The sequence below is a fragment of the Algoriphagus sp. TR-M9 genome (assembly GCF_027594545.1).
Lineage (GTDB): Bacteria > Bacteroidota > Bacteroidia > Cytophagales > Cyclobacteriaceae > Algoriphagus > Algoriphagus halophytocola.
Genome location: NZ_CP115160.1, coordinates 3,347,611 through 3,364,123 on the forward strand (window position 1 = coordinate 3,347,611; position 16,513 = coordinate 3,364,123).

The window sequence follows — 16,513 nt, forward strand, 5'->3', positions numbered from 1 at the left end:
ATCACTGGGCAGGGTTTCCTTCCAAAGGCTGGGTGAGCTGAATAGATCCCCCATCCTTTTGGAGGAAATCAGCCCATACCCTATGCTTTTCCTCCACATCTGAGGGCTTCCATTGGAAAGTGACATGTTGCCCAGACTGCACGTAGGAATCCGAAACCCAAAGTAGTACAGGTCTCAAGTCTGGCACATTCGGGGCCAATTCTTCACTTACCTGAACCAGATCATTGACTCCTAGGTAATACGGGTAATCTTCTTTCAAGTGTAATAAGGGATCTTCAAACTCCTCCTTCATCTCTATCTCCACCACTCCATATCTACCCAATACGCCGAACCTTTTTAAGGATTGGATGGAATTGTAAACTGAAATAGAATTGACTTGGTGAAAAGGAGTCTCCATCAACTCCCCAAAACCATAAATAGGAGACCCGTTGAACAAAATCAGCGGTTTCCCTTCATAGCGAAATCCCGCATTTGCAGGTGAAAGCAACAGCTCGTACTCACCTTTGTTCCTTTTCACAGAAGCCTTTGAAACTACTCCACCAAATGCCTCCCTTAAGGTAGCTATACTTTGGTAGTCTTTGCTCAAATAAACATCATCAGGTCCGGCTTGTTCTTCTTCCTGCCAGATAGGTTCATAATTATCAAAATCAGTCCGATAGACTTGGTCTATGTATTTTCTTTTTCGCTTATGATCCAAAATAGTCACCACCTGATCGCTGAAGGGAACTACGTTTTCAAAGGAAGCAAATTGGTTGTTCTGCCAATCAGCCAGGACCACCTTTACTTCTCCGATTCGCTCGCCCATGTTATCAAATTGGTACGCCCACACGTGGGATGAACCCTGATGCCTGATCAACTGACTTTCGATTTTGGCACTGTCTCTCAGGTAATATTCTTCTACTATCCCCTGATCAATGTAATACACCGACACTCTGGAGTTTGGATCTGAAGAAGGGGTAATCAACTCAAACTTGCCGGTATTTTCCACTTTTACCTCCGAAGCTTTTACCTCGCCTAGTATAGGAGTAGCTTCCAGCATCGGGTCGAAAACCTTTACAGCCAAAACCCCATCCGAGGCAACAGGAAATGCCAATTCCTTACTGTCGGGACGAACTTCCAAATCAAGAGTCGAATTAGTAACCTCCATCTCATCTACCAAGCCTAATTCCGCATCTGCATTTTCAGGTAAGGAATTTGACGAGAAAATAGTAGGACTGTAAACATGAATCAAAGCTTCCGTCTGGTACGAGGAGCCCGGAATTTGTGCTACTAATTTATAATTGGCAGTAGCCAAATCAGCAGGCAACAAAAAGGCCGTTTCTGCCTCATTATTTCCTGAGTTGAATCGCTCTATAGCTACCGTGTTTCCCGCATGATCCACTAGGTATAAATTAATCAACTCTCCTGCCTGGAGCAATTTAGCCTCTTCATCTAAAGTTAACAGCTGCAAGGAAACCGCATCCCCACTGATGAAAACAGAAGAGGATACAATCATTCTAACTTGATGACCTGCTTGCTGTGCGCTGGCAGCCGAAAAGGCAGTACTTAGCACAATGAGCGTAAGCGTAAGAAATTTTAAAATTCGTTCCACCATTCTGGTTCTTGGTTGGTAATATCAGTTTTTAACCCTCTATAGTCTAAGCAATTGGTACAGCCTGCCGGAGGTATAAACGGCACACCCGGAATGGGTTCACAAGGATCCTGAAATGTCAATTGGTAAGGCAAATCCTCCGGATTAAGCCTCCATCTATAGGAGGACTCATGTGCCACGAAGAAGTAGCCAGAGACCTTTTCCGATTCGTCATTTACATTTTTGATGTTAGTAGTCAGCTCGAATGGCGGTGGGTCAAAAATCCCTCCTCCACTTTGCTGCTGTGTGGCCAACTGATCCCAGAATTTAAAGCCCTCAGGAGAGAGACTATACTGCGTGATGTAGGCACTATAGCCATATGCCACTTGCTCATTATCATCGGTTTCCAAAAAGAACAAATCCCGGTTATAACCACCCGCCTTATCCTCCCAAACCTTAATCGCTTGATATTCAAAGATATTAGTAGCGTAACATCTCTTATTAGGATTATCCTCGCCGAGCATGGAAGTTTCAAATATCCAGCTTGGTACTATCTTCCAGCGAAAATGATAAGGTTCTCCTGAATGTTCTTTTAAGGGGACAGATACCTGAATCCCACGTTGCTGCACGATTTGAGTTTGGCCATCTACATTGATACTTTTGAAAATAGATTGATGATCAATATCGATTCCCTCGATAGCAGGTGCAGGATAAAGCCGATCGGTACTAGACTCGTAGATATCACCTCCAGCTGTTTTTACCCGGATCTTGTAATCCACATTTTCTTCTGCGTGGAAGTTCAGATCATCGATCAAATACCGCTGCTCCGAAGCGTCCCAGGTATAGCCATAGGACTCACCACTTGAAGATATCAGATTGACTTCGGCATTGGAAATCACCTCATCGTATACATTATCTACCTCACTGGTCCAGCGTACAGCCACATAAAACCGTAAGGGTGGGGCTGGGTTTTGAGCTTGCTCTGTGAAGGATAGATTAGAAATATAGCCATCTACTACTAAACGCCTGGGTTCGCTGCCCGTCTCAAAAGAAATGGGGTCAATACAAGCCGTCATCAGCAACAAAAGCCCTATTGCAAAACTGTGTCGCATCTTTATAATTTAAAATTGTATGAGATTGACGGGAAAGCACTGCCTAGCACAGAAAGCTGGAATGCATTTCCTCTTTGAGTGAAATAAACGGAGAAGGGATTTCTCCTGCCGTAAACGTTATAAATGGAAAACACCCATTCGCCATCGATAAACTTCTCCTTTTTCAGTCCACTTTGTAAAGTGAAGGATAGGTCAAGTCTATGGTAATCCGGAACGCGGTATTGATTTCTGTCACTGTAATTCAAAACAGAAAGGATGTCCTCGTATTGGAATTTAGAAACCGGTACGGTAATCGGTCTTCCTGTAGAATAAGCGAAGTTTAAGTTCATGGCAAACCTTCTGCTTAACTTGTAATTCATCACTACCGAAAGGTCATGCGGCTTATCGTAATTAGCCGGATAAAAACTACCTCCATTGATCTTCTCCTCTTCGAATAGAGATTCATCAAACTTCCTCAAACTGCGGGAAAAGGTATATCCTACCCAGCCCGTTAGTTTACCTCTGTTTTTCCTGATCAAAAATTCGGCTCCGTAAGCTCTTCCTACACCTTGGATCAAGTCTGCATCCAGGGTTTCATTGAGTAGAATGTTGGCTGCATTTTTATAATCTACCACATTTTGTATGTCCTTATAGTACCCTTCTAGTGATATTTCAAACAAATTGTCTTTCCAGTTTTTGAAAAAACCCAAGGTGTACTGATCTGCGATAGAAGGGGAAAGATTATATCCAGACGACTTCCAATAGTTCACCGGCGAAATAGCCGCTGTATTTGAAATCAAATGTATGTATTGATTAGTCCGGTAATAACTCAATTTCACAGAACTGGAAGGAGTGGCCAACCAACGCAAAGAAGCTCTTGGCTCTATACCCATGTATGATTTTGCCACCTCATTATTGTTGAAATTCAGGGTATCCGTAATAGATGCTGTGGTTTTTGGCTGATTTGGGTCAAATTTGAAATAGCTTCCCCCCAAAGCCAGGTAATTGGAAACCCGTAATCCATAGACTAAAGAAAGTCGCGGCGAGATTTCAAATTCATCATTGGCATAAATGGCACTTTCCAGCGCGTTTTCTCTAGGAATTACTACTTGCTCAGAAGTGGAGTTTTCTGCTCCTGGAGTGAAATCCCCATTATTAAATTCATAGTATAGAGAGCTGATTCCAAAATCCAAGTTATGGGAGCGACCAAGCTCATAGGAGAAATCAATTTTCCCCTGATAATTCAAAATACCGGATCTATAGTCGAAATCGTAGCTTTCTTGGGTGTTGTTTATGTTGCTTTGAAAATCACTGGCTACGACCTGAGTCTGCATCAAAAACTTGTTGCTGAATCGGTGATCCCACTTCACAATACCCAGTTTGGTTTTCCAGACATAAGCCGTATCCGACGCAAATTCAAAATTATCATCACTCAGATACCCTGAGAAGGATAGTACATTGTTATCATCAATGTTATGATTAACCTTAAAATTGACGTCATAAAAACCTGCTGCACTTTGGTAAAGGTCTGGGTCTTTCATCCGCTTGAGCATCCAGTTAGGATAAGCAGTACGACCCGAAAGCAGAAATGAAGTCTTGTCCTTTTTCAATGGTCCTTCTACTAAAAGCCTGGATGAGATCAAGCCAATCCCGCCTTGCACATCCATTTTTTGAGCGTTACCATTACGGAGATTTACATTTAAAACGGATGAAACCCTTCCTCCATAATTGGCCGGGCCGCCTCCTTTGTAGAGTTCTACATCCCGGATCAGGTCAGAATTGAATGCACCGAAAAAGCCAAAAAGGTGTGAACTGTTATAAACAATCGCCCCATCCATCATTACCAGGTTTTGACCTGGGTCTCCCCCACGCACGTTGAACCCCGAAGTACCTTCACCTACAGAGCTTACTCCCGGTAGGGAAATCAAGCTTTTCACAGGATCTACTTCTCCCATAAAGGTGGGCAGGCTTTTGATCACAGCAATATCCAGAATTTCTCTTCCAGCTATCTTTTCAGAAACGGTGACTTCTTGGCTCCGGGCAGAGATGGTAACCTCTTCCAGTTTTAGAGTTTCATTAAAAAGCTCTACATCCAATTCCCCTGAATTGATCAGCTGTACAGGTATGGATTGGGGTTCATAGCCGGCATATTGAACTAGAAACTTGTATTTCCCGGGAACCAGCGACAGCTCATAGTTGCCATCCAAATCGGTGACCACTCCTTCGGAGCTATCTACTACTTGGATACTAGCGCCGATTAATGGTTCATTCTCCCCGGCGTCTTTGATTTGTCCACTCAGGGTTACAGGTAGGTTTGAGTTTTCAGGCTTCCCTGTACCAATGATCTGATAGTCATTCAGCTGGGCATCATCCTCTTCCCATTGCTCGTACCGGTAGGCTTGCAGGCCTTCTTGGTTGACAATTACGAGCAAACCTTTATACGGAATCAAGCTAAATCCGTAATTTCTTAAGAGTTCTGATATGTTTTCAATGGCATTTTCACCTTGCTTTGCATTGACCAAAAAGGCATCTATACCCCAATCTTCTTGGTAGAAAAAACGGGTTTGCGAAGTACTTTGAAGGTTTTTCAATACCTCAGGTAATGGAGCTTCAGAGTAATCACGATCAAAAAGTAGAGGTTGGTCAGTTTCCTGTGCTAAAAGGCAGGTAGAAAAAAGCAAGAAAAGGAATAATAGTGGTAGTGTTCTATTCATGTGGTATAAAGCATAAAAATGCCATCCACAAGTTGCAGATGGCATTTTAAAGTTTTTAGTTTTTGTTAGTCAACATCCCACCAAACCGGTGTATCTAAACCATCTGCACCTTGACGAGCTACTACAGCTTCGTAATTGTCAGAGTTTAGATTCAGTTCGAATAGAGGATAAGCCTGTCTAACAGGGATTTCTTTACTGTCGTTCAGCGCATCTTCAGCTGGATCCAAGTGAGGATATCCAGTTCTTCTCCATTCAGCCCAAGCTTCATAACCATTCAGATATAGTGCAATCCACTTCTGGGTCAGGATTTGCTCCATAGCCATAGATGAATCAAACTGTACCCAAGAGTTAGTGATGTAAGTGTCATACCCATCAGCTACTCCATATTGATCCAAAGAAGCTTCAATACCTTGGTAGTAAAGTGCCTCAGCATCTCCAGATATCCATCCTCTTTCTGCAGCTTCTGCCATAGAAAACAATACCTGAGCAGAAGTGAAGATGTAATCTCTAGCGTCCTGAGCTCTCAAGTTCTCATTTAAGAATGATACATCAGAGTTAGAAATCGCACCGGCCTTTGCCTCAGATAGACCATAAGGCATACCTACATACATCCCACCGATATCGGTTGGATCTGCATATTCAGGAAGTCTAGGATCCATTGCTACGTCTAGCACACCACCATTTTCGGTAGTTTGCATTCTGTCCACTATGGTATTGGCCACCGTGTAATCACGACGCGTCAAGAATCTCGCAAACCATGGACTCTGAAAAGCAGCTTCAGGTAAGTTTTGATAGTAAATATTCTCGCTATTATCCAAAGCAATCACTCCATCATTTACTGCAGAAGTAAATTCTGCTGCTGCGGTAGTAGGATCTACTTCTGACATTCTCAATGCCATTTTCATTCTAAGGGTATTGGCGAATTTCTTCCACATATCCATGTTACCTCCGAACAGGATATCACCTTGAACCGGAGCTGTAGATGAAATATTTGCCTGAGCGGTCTTTAAAGTAGCCAAAATTCCAGCATACACTTCAGACTGCGGATCAAATGCAGGCTGACGGACTCCCTCACCTATATTCAATGCCTGAGAATAAGGAATATCTCCCCATCTGTCGGTAATGAAGCTGAAATAGTAGGACTGTAAGATTTGAGCTACAGCGATCTGGTTAGCATTAGAACCGTATAAAGAGGCTTCTACTTTAGTCTCCTCATCCGTATTCATGGTGATGATATGCTCCAAATCCATCAAAATCCCACTATAATATCCACCATAGTCAAAAATGATTGTCTGGTAGTTATCAGCAGAAGTGTACTGGGAATTAGCCAAATACTGAGAATACAGTTGTCCTTGAGTAGCTGAAACGGTACCACCCAAGCTAGTAAGACTATTAGTCAATAGAGAAGAAGGAATAGCCTGAGTCGTCTGATTTGGGTTGACGTTGGTATCTCCAAAATCTCCTATGTCACAGGAAGCCACTCCAAGAGTAACCATCCCGATTAGTATATATTTTGAAATTGATTTTTTCATGTTTCTTTTTTTTAGAATCCTAGACGAATGTCAAAACCTACAGAACGAGTTGCTGGCAACTGTCCTGAATCTACCCAAGCACCATTGTTTCTTGAATTTCTGGTATCACCACTGATTTGTGATGGATCCAGTCCAGGAACGTTAGTTTTGATCAACCATGGGTTGTTTGCCACTACAGCTACCGCAGCTGTTCTGATGAAGTTAGTACGCTCAAGTAGAGACTGCGGAAGGTTATATCCGAATCTAACTTCACGTAGCTTCACATAGCTCGCGTCATAAACCCATCTTTCGTGCGCTGCGAATAGCCCTTTCCAGTATTCTGAAGACTCCAAGTAAATGTCATTTTCAGTACCATCAGCAAATACACCATCAAATCTCAATCCACCACCATCTGCTACTGGGTCTCGCTGAGGCACGCCTTTGTCATTGTTTCCTACAGTCATTTCACCTAAACCTGAATAAGCATTAAACATATTGGTAATGGAGTTAACTTTTCCTCCCATTTGCCAATCAATAGTGAAGCTCAATTCAAATCCTTTGTAAGTAACTCTGTTGAAGATACCTCCGGTATAATCAGGAAGTACAGTACCCAAAACTTGGTTTTGCTCAGTCAATGGGAAGCCGTCTTCTCCGATCAAAACTCGACCTGCCTCGTCTCTTTGAAATTTTTCACCAATGATAGTACCCCATTCTTCACCTACTTTTGCTCTGGCTGAGATAGAACCCCATCCACCGCCTACACGGTTACCAAGGAATCCATTCACCAACTGTATAGCATCAATACCTGGATAGATTTCTTCAATCACGTTTCTACTTCTTGCAAAGTTGAAATTCACATCCCAGTTGAAATTCTGCGTCTGGATCGGAGTACCTCCGATAGTTGCATCCCAACCTTTTGTAAAGGTTTTACCTGCGTTGATAGTATAAGAAGAAATACCTGTAGTGCTTGGTACCTCAGTACTCAAGATCTCATTGGTATTGTCATAATAGTAATAAGAGAAGTCTGTTCTGATTCTACCCTGAAGGAAAGCCAATTCTATACCTGCTTCCAATGCACCAGTAGTAGCTGCACGAAGATTCGGATCTATCAAAGAATTTGGAAAGCCCATAGTTGGATTACCATTATAAGGAGTTCCCAAACCGAATGCAGGATCCAATTGATAAGGATTTAGCTCACCGCCCACTTCTGCATAACCTGCTCTTAACTTACCGAATGACAGTACGTTCGTAGAAGGCAACAGTTCAGAGAAAATGAATGATGCAGAAACTGCAGGGTAAGTAAATGCATTGCTTTCCTCTGGCAATACAGAGTCATAATCACGACGAATGGATCCGTCTACGAATACGATTTCTTTCCAGCCGAAACTTGCCTGGGCAAATAGAGAGTTTACTTGTCTCTGGCTGTAGTAGTTAGATGCATTTGGACGATCTACAGACGCACTAAGGTTATATAGATTTGGAACAGACAATCCACCTGCAGTAGACATGCTGTTTTGGCTATACTCCTCATTTCTGATGTTACCACCAATCAAAGCAGATATGGAGAAATTCTCGGTCACTTTGTTATACTGGGCCAGGAATTCATAGTTATCCTCAACCTCCTGATACTTACTCTGACCATAAGAATCAAGATCTAATGTTCCAGAAGCAATACGTCCATCTGAGAAATAAGATGTGAAGTATCTACTAAGGTTAGCAGAAACAGATAGTCCATCAATAATCTCATAAGTCAAACCAAACTTACCACTGTAAGTGTCTTTGGTGCTTTCTGAGAAGTTTGCATACTGCTCAGTATAGGGACTATTCCAGTACAAAGGTCTGGAGTTTCTTGCGGAGTTGATGTTCCAGCTGGTGTATCTTCCATCTGGCATTTGATAATACTTTTTCAATAGATCCATATCCAATTGTCTCTGGAACCACTGATTAAAGTTTTGTCCAATACTACCTCCTTGATATCCTTCAGTCAAGTTACCAAATACGTTAGTTCTGTTATAGTTAGCCAAAGTATTCAATGTCAATCCTTTCGCCAATTCAACAGAGGCATTCAAGTTCAAGAAAGTCTTTTCCTGCTTGGTGTTAGGAAGCACACCGGTACGGTTTACATTTGACAAGGTAGCTGTGATATTATAACCATCTCCAGCTTTACTTACTGACAAACTGTTTTGTAGAGCCACACCAGTATTAAAGAAGTTCTTCACGTTATCTGGGTTTGGAGACCATGGTCTAGTCTGACCATAGGTATCAGTTCCAGGCGTAAATGCATCCCACTGGGCTACTTGCTGACCTTCCATTCTTGGCCCCCAGCTTTCATCTGCATAGAATTCTGGGATCATTGCACCATCCAATCCAGCTAAAGCAGGATCGTCAGTGTCTGGGTTGAAATTGAAAGTCTGGAATTCCTGAGAGTATCCTCCACCGTATTCATTCTGATAAGATGGCATTACAGATACATTCTCGAATGTAGTCGTATTGTTGAAATCAATATTCAATCTACCAGACTTCGCTTTCTTCATGGTGATCAAAATCACACCATCACGAGCACGGGAACCGTAAAGAGCTGATGCATTTGCACCTTTCAAAACGTTGATAGACTGAACGTTATCCATGTTAATGGTAGCAGGATCTGCGGTAGGAATACCATCCACTACATATAATGGAGAGTTTGAACCGAAGCCTCTTACACCACGGATACGAACAGCAGCTTCACCGAACTTAGCTCCAGAACCAGAGATAACCTGTACACCCGATACTTTACCGGCAAGCGCCTCGTTCAAGTTTGTTTCTCTAGCTACACGTAGATTGTCAGCGCCGACTTCCTGAGTTGCATAACCCAAAGTCTTTTTCTCACGCTCTACGTTCAAAGCCGTTACTACCACTTCGTTCAGTTGGGTTACATCTTCTGCCAACTCAGCGTCAATGGTTGATTGATTTCCAATCTGAATCTCTGTTGAGGTCATGCCTACAAAAGAGAATACCAAAACTCCTCCTGTACTTGGTACAGACAATTGATACTTACCGTCGATGTCGGTAATCGTTCCGTTCTGAGTTCCTTTCAAGATTACACTTACGCCTGGCAGGGTGGTTCCGTCCGTTGCAGACGTAACCGTACCTTCTATTGTACGGTTTTGGGCCCAAGCCAATCCTGTAAGAACCATCAAGAAAGAAAATAGTAAAATTTTCTTCATAAAGGTTTTGTTTAATTTGGTGTGATTAAATGATTAAGTGAAACGTTAATGTTTCATAATCGTACAGGGCAAATATATATATTTTCATAAAGCGGACAAATTTTGTCCAATGCTTCAAAACCCCTCTATTTGGTAAAAAGAACAATTCACAGACAGATATCTAAAGAAATCAACCCTATTACCTCTAATTTTTTCAATAAAAACCAAAATCTCTTCAAAATTATAAACTGATTCCCAAAAATTCAGATTTTTCATCTAAACAAGATTTGTTGCATTATTCAATAAAATTTCCAATTATTTTTTCCGTGCCAAAAATTCCCCACCCCGCACAATTATTTACATTAACATAACATTCTACATACAATATAATTTATTCATTATATTTTATTATTTTGAAACTATAGTCACATCATACTAAAACCATGAAATCGAGCATGTCGGAAGCGACACACAGGGGGATAATTATCTCCCAGGCGAGATTCCATCCCGTTTCCTTCGTCACGGGACAGGTTATGGCCTTTAAAAGACAAATTATAATCATATGAAATCAAGCATGACCCGAAGCGACACACAGAGGGATGATTATAATTCATGCGAAGATTCCATCCCGAGGTATCGGGACAGGTATTGACCTTAAAAAAAATTATAAACACATGAAAAAGCCCATCAAAACTTGCTCACAATTGCTTGAGGACTATAGTCTGGCCTTGGAAGACCTAACAGTCTACTCCCAACGATCCAAAAACACCAAATTATCCGAATCACAATCCAGGGAATTGATCAGCAGCTTTGAAAAAACCCACGAGCTGGCGCTCTCCATTTTTACGGCTTTCTTCAAACCTTACAAAAAAGAACCATTCTCCGGATCCAGAGATCTTACCGTCGAAGCTTTTCATGCAGACCTGATAGACGACGGTCAAGCCTGGCTGGAAATGATCATCGATAGGATCAAGTACAACCCGCTCTACGAAATTGACACCCAAGAAAAGTTTCTGGAAAACATCAATAAGAAATATGTGAGATTACTTCAGCGGTTTGAGGACACCATGGCGAAAAAATTGGACACCTAGTTCCAAACCCCGCAAATCTAATAGAGTGCTACACCTTATTAATAAGAGCGCATTTTGAATTTCTTCTTCAGCTCTTGGACAGCATTTCGAAAACTACTATCCGTCTCCATGAGATCATTGACCATGGTTACAGCATGAATTACCGTGGAATGGTCTCTCCCCCCAAAGTGATAGCCTATGGATTTCAATGAATGGTTTGTAAACTCCTTACAGAAGTACATTGCTACCTGACGGGCCGTTACAATTTCCTTTTTACGGGTTTTTGCTTTCAAATCATCCAGCTTGATCCCATAATATTCTGAAACGGTTTTCTGGATAAAATCCACTCCTACCTCTGTCTCAATATCCTTGATGATATTTTTCATCACGGTTTTGGCCAGTTCCAGACTGATTTCCACACGGCTCAGAGATGCATGGGCAATCAGAGATATCAAAATCCCTTCCAGCTCTCGCACATTGGTATCTACCGTATAGGCCAGGTATTCCACTACGTCATCCGGAATCACAATCCCCTCAGATTGCATTTTGCGTCTGATAATCGCAACCCTTGTCTCAAAATCCGGCATCTGCAAATCAGCAGTCAACCCCCATTTGAATCGGGAAAGCAAACGCTCCTCAAGACCTTTCAAATCACGTGGAGGACAATCAGAGGTCATAATAATCTGCTTCTTACTTTGATGCAGGTGATTGAAAATATGAAAGAACATCTCTTGTGTTCTGTCTTTTCCTGCCAAAAATTGAATATCATCGATGATCAGCACATCTACTTGCATGTAAAAATTGGTAAAACTCTTCACATTACCATCTTTGATGGAATCCATGAACTGGTTTACAAATTTTTCCGAAGACACATATAATACAAACTTCTCCTCTGGACCATTTTTGATCTCATTGCCTATAGCCTGCACCAGGTGAGTTTTGCCCAGCCCCACTCCTCCATATACCATCAAAGGATTGAAAGAAGTAATACCGGGCTTGGTAGCTACCGCAAATCCAGCAGACCTCGCCAGTCGGTTACAATCACCTTCTATATAGGTGGTAAATGTGTATGTGGGATTCAGATTACTATTGGTCAAAGCCTCCGCGTCTAGAGATTTCATCTCAAAGGGCGTCTTGTCCGGCTCTGCAGGTGGTGCAGCAGCTTTCTTTGCACCTGAATTATTCTGTGGATAAGAAACCACATAGGGTTGATTGGCAGAATTGCCACGATCCACTACTACTGCATACTCCAGCCTTCCTCCATGCCCTAGGGTAGTTTTGATGGCCAGTTTCAATTCCTGCACATAATTATCCTCTAGCCATTCGTAAAAAAACTGACTTGGAACCTGAATGGTCAACGAAGTACCTTCCAGTTTCACAGGATTGATAGGCTTAAACCAAGTTGAAAAGCTCTGCTCATTGACGTGCTGTTCTATAACACGTAAACATTCATTCCAAACGGCGCTAGCTTCTGAACTCATTAGAGAAGATTTCTGAAAAACAAATACCTCGCGGTAGGTGCAAGGGTGTCAAATTTGAGCAAAATTAACTTAAATAAAAAATGGATTCTGACTTGAAAAAATGATTTTTTGGACTTCTCCAGAATGTTTATGGTATTAGTTCTTCTTGCCACGCAGCGAATCAATATTTTAAGATCAGAGACTCAGAATTATATCAAATTTAATTTTAAGCGCTTAAACTCTTTGGTTCAATTTCGCTTCATGATTTGAGATTAATTATTTCTCAAGCATTTCCTTATTTTTGATAATGGTGCAAATCACATCACTTACTTAATGGTGAGGAAGAGCTAGTCTCTTAAAACTAAAACCCAACTATGACTAACAAAGAATTCTACCCGTTCCCACCCAGCAGCAAGGAAGAATGGACCCAAAAAGCGGAAAAGGACCTGAAGGAAAAGGATTTCCAGCAAACTTTAGTCAAGAGACTTTGGAGTCAAATCCAAGTGGAGCCCTTCTACACCCAAAGTGACTTGGCCACACCTGGAGTTTCCTGTTCCTTTCACCCGGATTCTAACCTTCCGGGAATGTCACCTCGAATCTGGGCAAACTTAATTTCTGTTTTTCCTGGAGATACTGTCAAAAACAACCAAATCATATTAGATGCTTTGCAGCATGGAGCTGATGGCCTTATCCTGCATTTGAACGGTGAGGAGGACCTCAATCAGTTGATGAAGGCAGTACACACTGAATTTATAGAAACGAATTTTTTACCAGCGGGAGAGCCAGAGCAGGTTTTCCGCCAAATTCAAGACTGGCTTGAATCTCTTCACCTCAAACCCAGTATGCTGACCGGTTCTATGATTTGGTCTCCCTGCGATGAATTGTTCAGATCAGGAGAGAATTTTGAATTAGCCATAAATAAAGCTGCCAAACTGGTAGATGACTTTAAAGATTTTAGAGGATTTCGTCCCATGACCATCAATCTGGCCCGATACGCAAACGCCGGAGCCACAGGTATCCAAGAACTGGTATATGGCTTGGGAGAAGTGGTAGAATTAATTGATCATTTGGCAAAAAAAGCAGTTTCTCCTCGACAGGTATTTGAAAAAATAGCACTGCACACGGCCATTGGAGATCCTCATTTTGCAGAGATCGCTAAGGTCAAAGCTTTGCGCAAGCTACTGGTAGGGCTAGCTGTCAATTATGGAGTGCACATTGATCCTGAAGATATCCACATCATAACCTCCACCAGCACTTGGAGCAAATCTTTGTTGGATAAAAACACAAACCTGATCCGCCAAACCTATGAAGCTATGGCAGGTATTCTGGGTGGTGGAAATTCACTTTGGGTGAAACCCGCCGCAGGAAAAGATGCTTCTGTACTGGAAAATAGGGTTGCGAGAAATGTTTCTTCAATCCTCAAAGAAGAAAGCTACCTGGACAAAGTAATGGATCCGGCAGCTGGATCATTTTACTTGGAAAAACTTCAGGAGGAAATCGTAAATTTAGTGATAAAAGGACTGCAAGAATTGGAAGAAAATGGAGGTTGGCTAACAAACTTCGAAGACCGTAGCCTGCAAGCAGCTGTCAGAAATTCCAGAGAAAGCGCACAAAAGAAAATTCTATCAGATGACACTATTAAAGTAGGGGTTAATAAATACCTCGCCAAAGACAGTTTGGAAAACCACTTAGAATTTGACCCCATTGTCGAAAAGGACTTCGAACTACTCCCAAGCCGAGCAACCTACTTTGTGGAACAAAAAACCCTGAGCAACGCATGAGACCAGATTTGAAAAATTGGAAATCCGCAGAAATTCAAGCCTCACCTACTGAAGAAAGCACAAACTGGGAAGCTCCAGAGCAGATTTCCATTCCATCTATTTTCAACGGTGAGCAAACTGCTAAGCTTTCGCATGTGAATTTTGCGGCCGGAATCCCACCTTATCTACGAGGACCTTACAGCACCATGTATAGTATGCGGCCTTGGACCATCCGTCAGTATGCGGGATTTTCTACCGCAGAAGAATCCAATGCTTTTTACCGAAAAAACTTGGCCGGAGGCCAAAAGGGTCTTTCAGTCGCCTTCGACCTTGCCACCCACAGAGGCTATGATTCTGATCATCCGCGAGTGGTTGGTGACGTTGGTAAAGCTGGAGTGGCTATAGATTCGGTGGAAGATATGAAACTACTTTTTGACCAAATCCCTTTGGATCAAATGTCAGTTTCCATGACCATGAATGGGGCGGTGATCCCGATTATGGCATTTTACATCGTGGCAGCTGAAGAGCAGGGAGTAAAACCTGAGCAACTTAGCGGCACGATCCAGAATGATATTCTGAAGGAGTTTATGGTGCGAAACACCTATATATACCCTCCTCAACCATCGATGCGCATTATCGCTGACATTTTCAAGTTTACCTCAGATCACATGCCGAAATTCAATTCCATTTCCATCTCTGGCTATCACATGCAGGAGGCTGGAGCTACGGCAGATATTGAGTTGGCTTACACGCTTGCTGATGGGTTAGAATATTTAAGAACCGGGGTAAAAGCCGGTTTGGACATAGATAATTTCGCTCCCCGCCTATCCTTCTTCTGGGGAATTGGGATGAATTACTTTATGGAAATCGCGAAGATGCGGGCAGGCCGCTTGCTTTGGGCAAAAATCGTCCAACAGTTCAATCCAAAATCCGATAAATCTTTAGCCCTTCGTACACACTCCCAGACTTCGGGCTGGTCGCTTACCGAGCAGGATCCTTTTAATAATGTGACCCGAACAGCAGTAGAAGCTCTTGCTGCCGTGATGGGCGGTACCCAGTCGCTTCATACGAATTCACTGGACGAAGCCATCGCTTTACCCACAGACTTTTCAGCCAGAATCGCCAGAAATACGCAATTAGTACTCCAAGAAGAAACGGCCATCACTGATGTTGTTGACCCTTGGGGAGGTTCACATTATGTGGAGTTTCTAACGGATCAATTGGTGCAGCGTGCATGGACTTTGATCGAAGAAGTGGAAGAATTGGGAGGAATGGCCAAAGCAATAGAAGCCGGGCTGCCGAAACTTAGAATTGAAGAAGCTGCCGCAAAAAAGCAAGCCAGAATCGATAGCGGAAAGGATGTGATCGTAGGCGTGAATCGCTACCAAATCGAAGAGGATTCAGAAATCGAAGTTCGTGATGTGGATAATCAGGCAGTGCGCGAATCCCAACTACCCAGACTGAAAAAATTAAAGGAATCCAGGAATCAGCAGGAAGTTGATAAAAGCCTGGAAAAACTAACTCAGGTAGCAAAATCAGGCGAAGGAAATCTACTCGAGCTTGCAGTGGATGCAGCGAGGAAAAGAGCTACTTTAGGAGAAATCTCAGATGCAATGGAGTTGGCTTTTGGCCGTCACCAAGCTCAAACCAAATCAATCACTGGAGTTTATGCAGCAGAAGTGAAAAATCAAGACTCATTTAAGAAAGCAATTGCGCTATCGGACGAATTTGCGGAACTGGAAGGACGACGACCTAGAATCATGGTAGCCAAAATGGGACAGGACGGGCATGACCGGGGTGCTAAAATCATTGCGACCGGATTTGCAGATATGGGTTTTGACGTGGACATCGGTCCTCTTTTCCAGACCCCGGAAGAAGTGGCGCAGCAGGCCATCGAAAACGATGTACATATAGTCGGCGCATCCTCTTTGGCCGCAGGCCATAAAACCTTGGTCCCGCAATTAATTAGTGAATTGAAAAAATTAGGAAGACCCGACATTATGGTAGTGGCTGGTGGGGTAATTCCTTCAAAGGATTATCAGTACCTTAAGGATGCTGGAGTATTTGCCGTTTTCGGTCCGGGAACAGTCCTTTCTGAAGCAGCAATAGAAATTCTGGAAAAGTTGATTGAGGAAGACTAAAGACTAAGATC

At 42.5% G+C, this 16,513-nt stretch carries 9 protein-coding genes; 3 read left to right on the forward strand and 6 right to left on the reverse strand.

Annotation, left to right across the window (positions count from 1 at the left end; genetic code table 11):
• Nucleotide 1: 1 nt before the first annotated feature.
• The 5 genes from PBT90_RS13930 to PBT90_RS13950 form a co-directional block, all read right to left on the reverse strand.
• Nucleotides 2–1,594, reverse strand: coding sequence for a hypothetical protein (locus PBT90_RS13930; protein WP_264811200.1), 1,593 nt, complete (start codon nt 1,592–1,594; stop codon nt 2–4).
• Complete coding sequence (locus PBT90_RS13935) at nt 1,576–2,682, reverse strand: DUF4249 domain-containing protein (protein WP_264811201.1); 1,107 nt, start codon at nt 2,680–2,682, stop codon at nt 1,576–1,578. The genes PBT90_RS13930 and PBT90_RS13935 overlap by 19 nt, the downstream gene beginning before the upstream one ends.
• Before the next feature lie 2 nt (nt 2,683–2,684).
• The gene (locus PBT90_RS13940) at nt 2,685–5,375 is read right to left on the reverse strand and encodes a TonB-dependent receptor (protein WP_264811202.1); all 2,691 of its coding nucleotides are present in this window, start codon (nt 5,373–5,375) and stop codon (nt 2,685–2,687) included.
• A gap of 65 nt (nt 5,376–5,440) precedes the next feature.
• The gene (locus tag PBT90_RS13945) at nt 5,441–6,907 is read right to left on the reverse strand and encodes a SusD/RagB family nutrient-binding outer membrane lipoprotein (protein ID WP_264811203.1); all 1,467 of its coding nucleotides are present in this window, start codon (nt 6,905–6,907) and stop codon (nt 5,441–5,443) included.
• 11 nt (nt 6,908–6,918) lie between these two features.
• Nucleotides 6,919–10,092, reverse strand: coding sequence for a SusC/RagA family TonB-linked outer membrane protein (locus tag PBT90_RS13950; protein ID WP_264811204.1), 3,174 nt, complete (start codon nt 10,090–10,092; stop codon nt 6,919–6,921).
• A 653-nt stretch (nt 10,093–10,745) separates the two neighbouring features.
• Between PBT90_RS13950 and PBT90_RS13955 the strand changes: the two genes are divergently transcribed.
• A complete protein-coding gene (locus PBT90_RS13955) occupies nt 10,746–11,162 on the forward strand; it encodes a nucleotidyltransferase substrate binding protein (protein ID WP_270129753.1) in 417 nt (138 codons plus the stop codon).
• A 38-nt stretch (nt 11,163–11,200) separates the two neighbouring features.
• Here PBT90_RS13955 and dnaA read toward each other — a convergent pair whose 3' ends face one another.
• On the reverse strand, nt 11,201–12,622 hold the full coding sequence (gene dnaA / locus PBT90_RS13960; RefSeq protein WP_264811206.1) for a chromosomal replication initiator protein DnaA: 1,422 nt from the start codon (nt 12,620–12,622) through the stop codon (nt 11,201–11,203).
• A gap of 353 nt (nt 12,623–12,975) precedes the next feature.
• On the opposite strand from dnaA, the gene PBT90_RS13965 reads away from it, so the two are divergent.
• Both PBT90_RS13965 and scpA read left to right on the forward strand, forming a co-directional pair.
• Complete coding sequence (locus PBT90_RS13965; protein WP_264811207.1) at nt 12,976–14,382, forward strand: methylmalonyl-CoA mutase family protein; 1,407 nt, start codon at nt 12,976–12,978, stop codon at nt 14,380–14,382.
• Nucleotides 14,379–16,502 carry a methylmalonyl-CoA mutase gene (gene scpA, locus PBT90_RS13970; RefSeq protein ID WP_270129754.1) on the forward strand — a complete coding sequence of 708 codons (2,124 nt, stop codon included), beginning with the start codon at nt 14,379–14,381 and terminating at the stop codon, nt 16,500–16,502. Before PBT90_RS13965 ends, scpA begins: the two co-directional genes overlap by 4 nt.
• Nucleotides 16,503–16,513 lie beyond the last annotated feature (11 nt).

Excerpts from the sequence above, each read along its gene's own strand:
- PBT90_RS13930 (WP_264811200.1), bottom strand. The coding sequence starts at position 1,594 with ATGGTGGAACGAATTTTAAAATTTCTTACGCTTACGCTCATTGTGCTA.
- PBT90_RS13935 (WP_264811201.1), bottom strand. The coding sequence starts at position 2,682 with ATGCGACACAGTTTTGCAATAGGGCTTTTGTTGCTGATGACGGCTTGT.
- PBT90_RS13940 (WP_264811202.1), bottom strand. The coding sequence starts at position 5,375 with ATGAATAGAACACTACCACTATTATTCCTTTTCTTGCTTTTTTCTACC.
- PBT90_RS13945 (WP_264811203.1), bottom strand. The coding sequence starts at position 6,907 with ATGAAAAAATCAATTTCAAAATATATACTAATCGGGATGGTTACTCTT.
- PBT90_RS13950 (WP_264811204.1), bottom strand. The coding sequence starts at position 10,092 with ATGAAGAAAATTTTACTATTTTCTTTCTTGATGGTTCTTACAGGATTG.
- PBT90_RS13955 (WP_270129753.1), top strand. The coding sequence starts at position 10,746 with ATGAAAAAGCCCATCAAAACTTGCTCACAATTGCTTGAGGACTATAGT.
- dnaA (WP_264811206.1), bottom strand. The coding sequence starts at position 12,622 with ATGAGTTCAGAAGCTAGCGCCGTTTGGAATGAATGTTTACGTGTTATA.
- PBT90_RS13965 (WP_264811207.1), top strand. The coding sequence starts at position 12,976 with ATGACTAACAAAGAATTCTACCCGTTCCCACCCAGCAGCAAGGAAGAA.
- scpA (WP_270129754.1), top strand. The coding sequence starts at position 14,379 with ATGAGACCAGATTTGAAAAATTGGAAATCCGCAGAAATTCAAGCCTCA.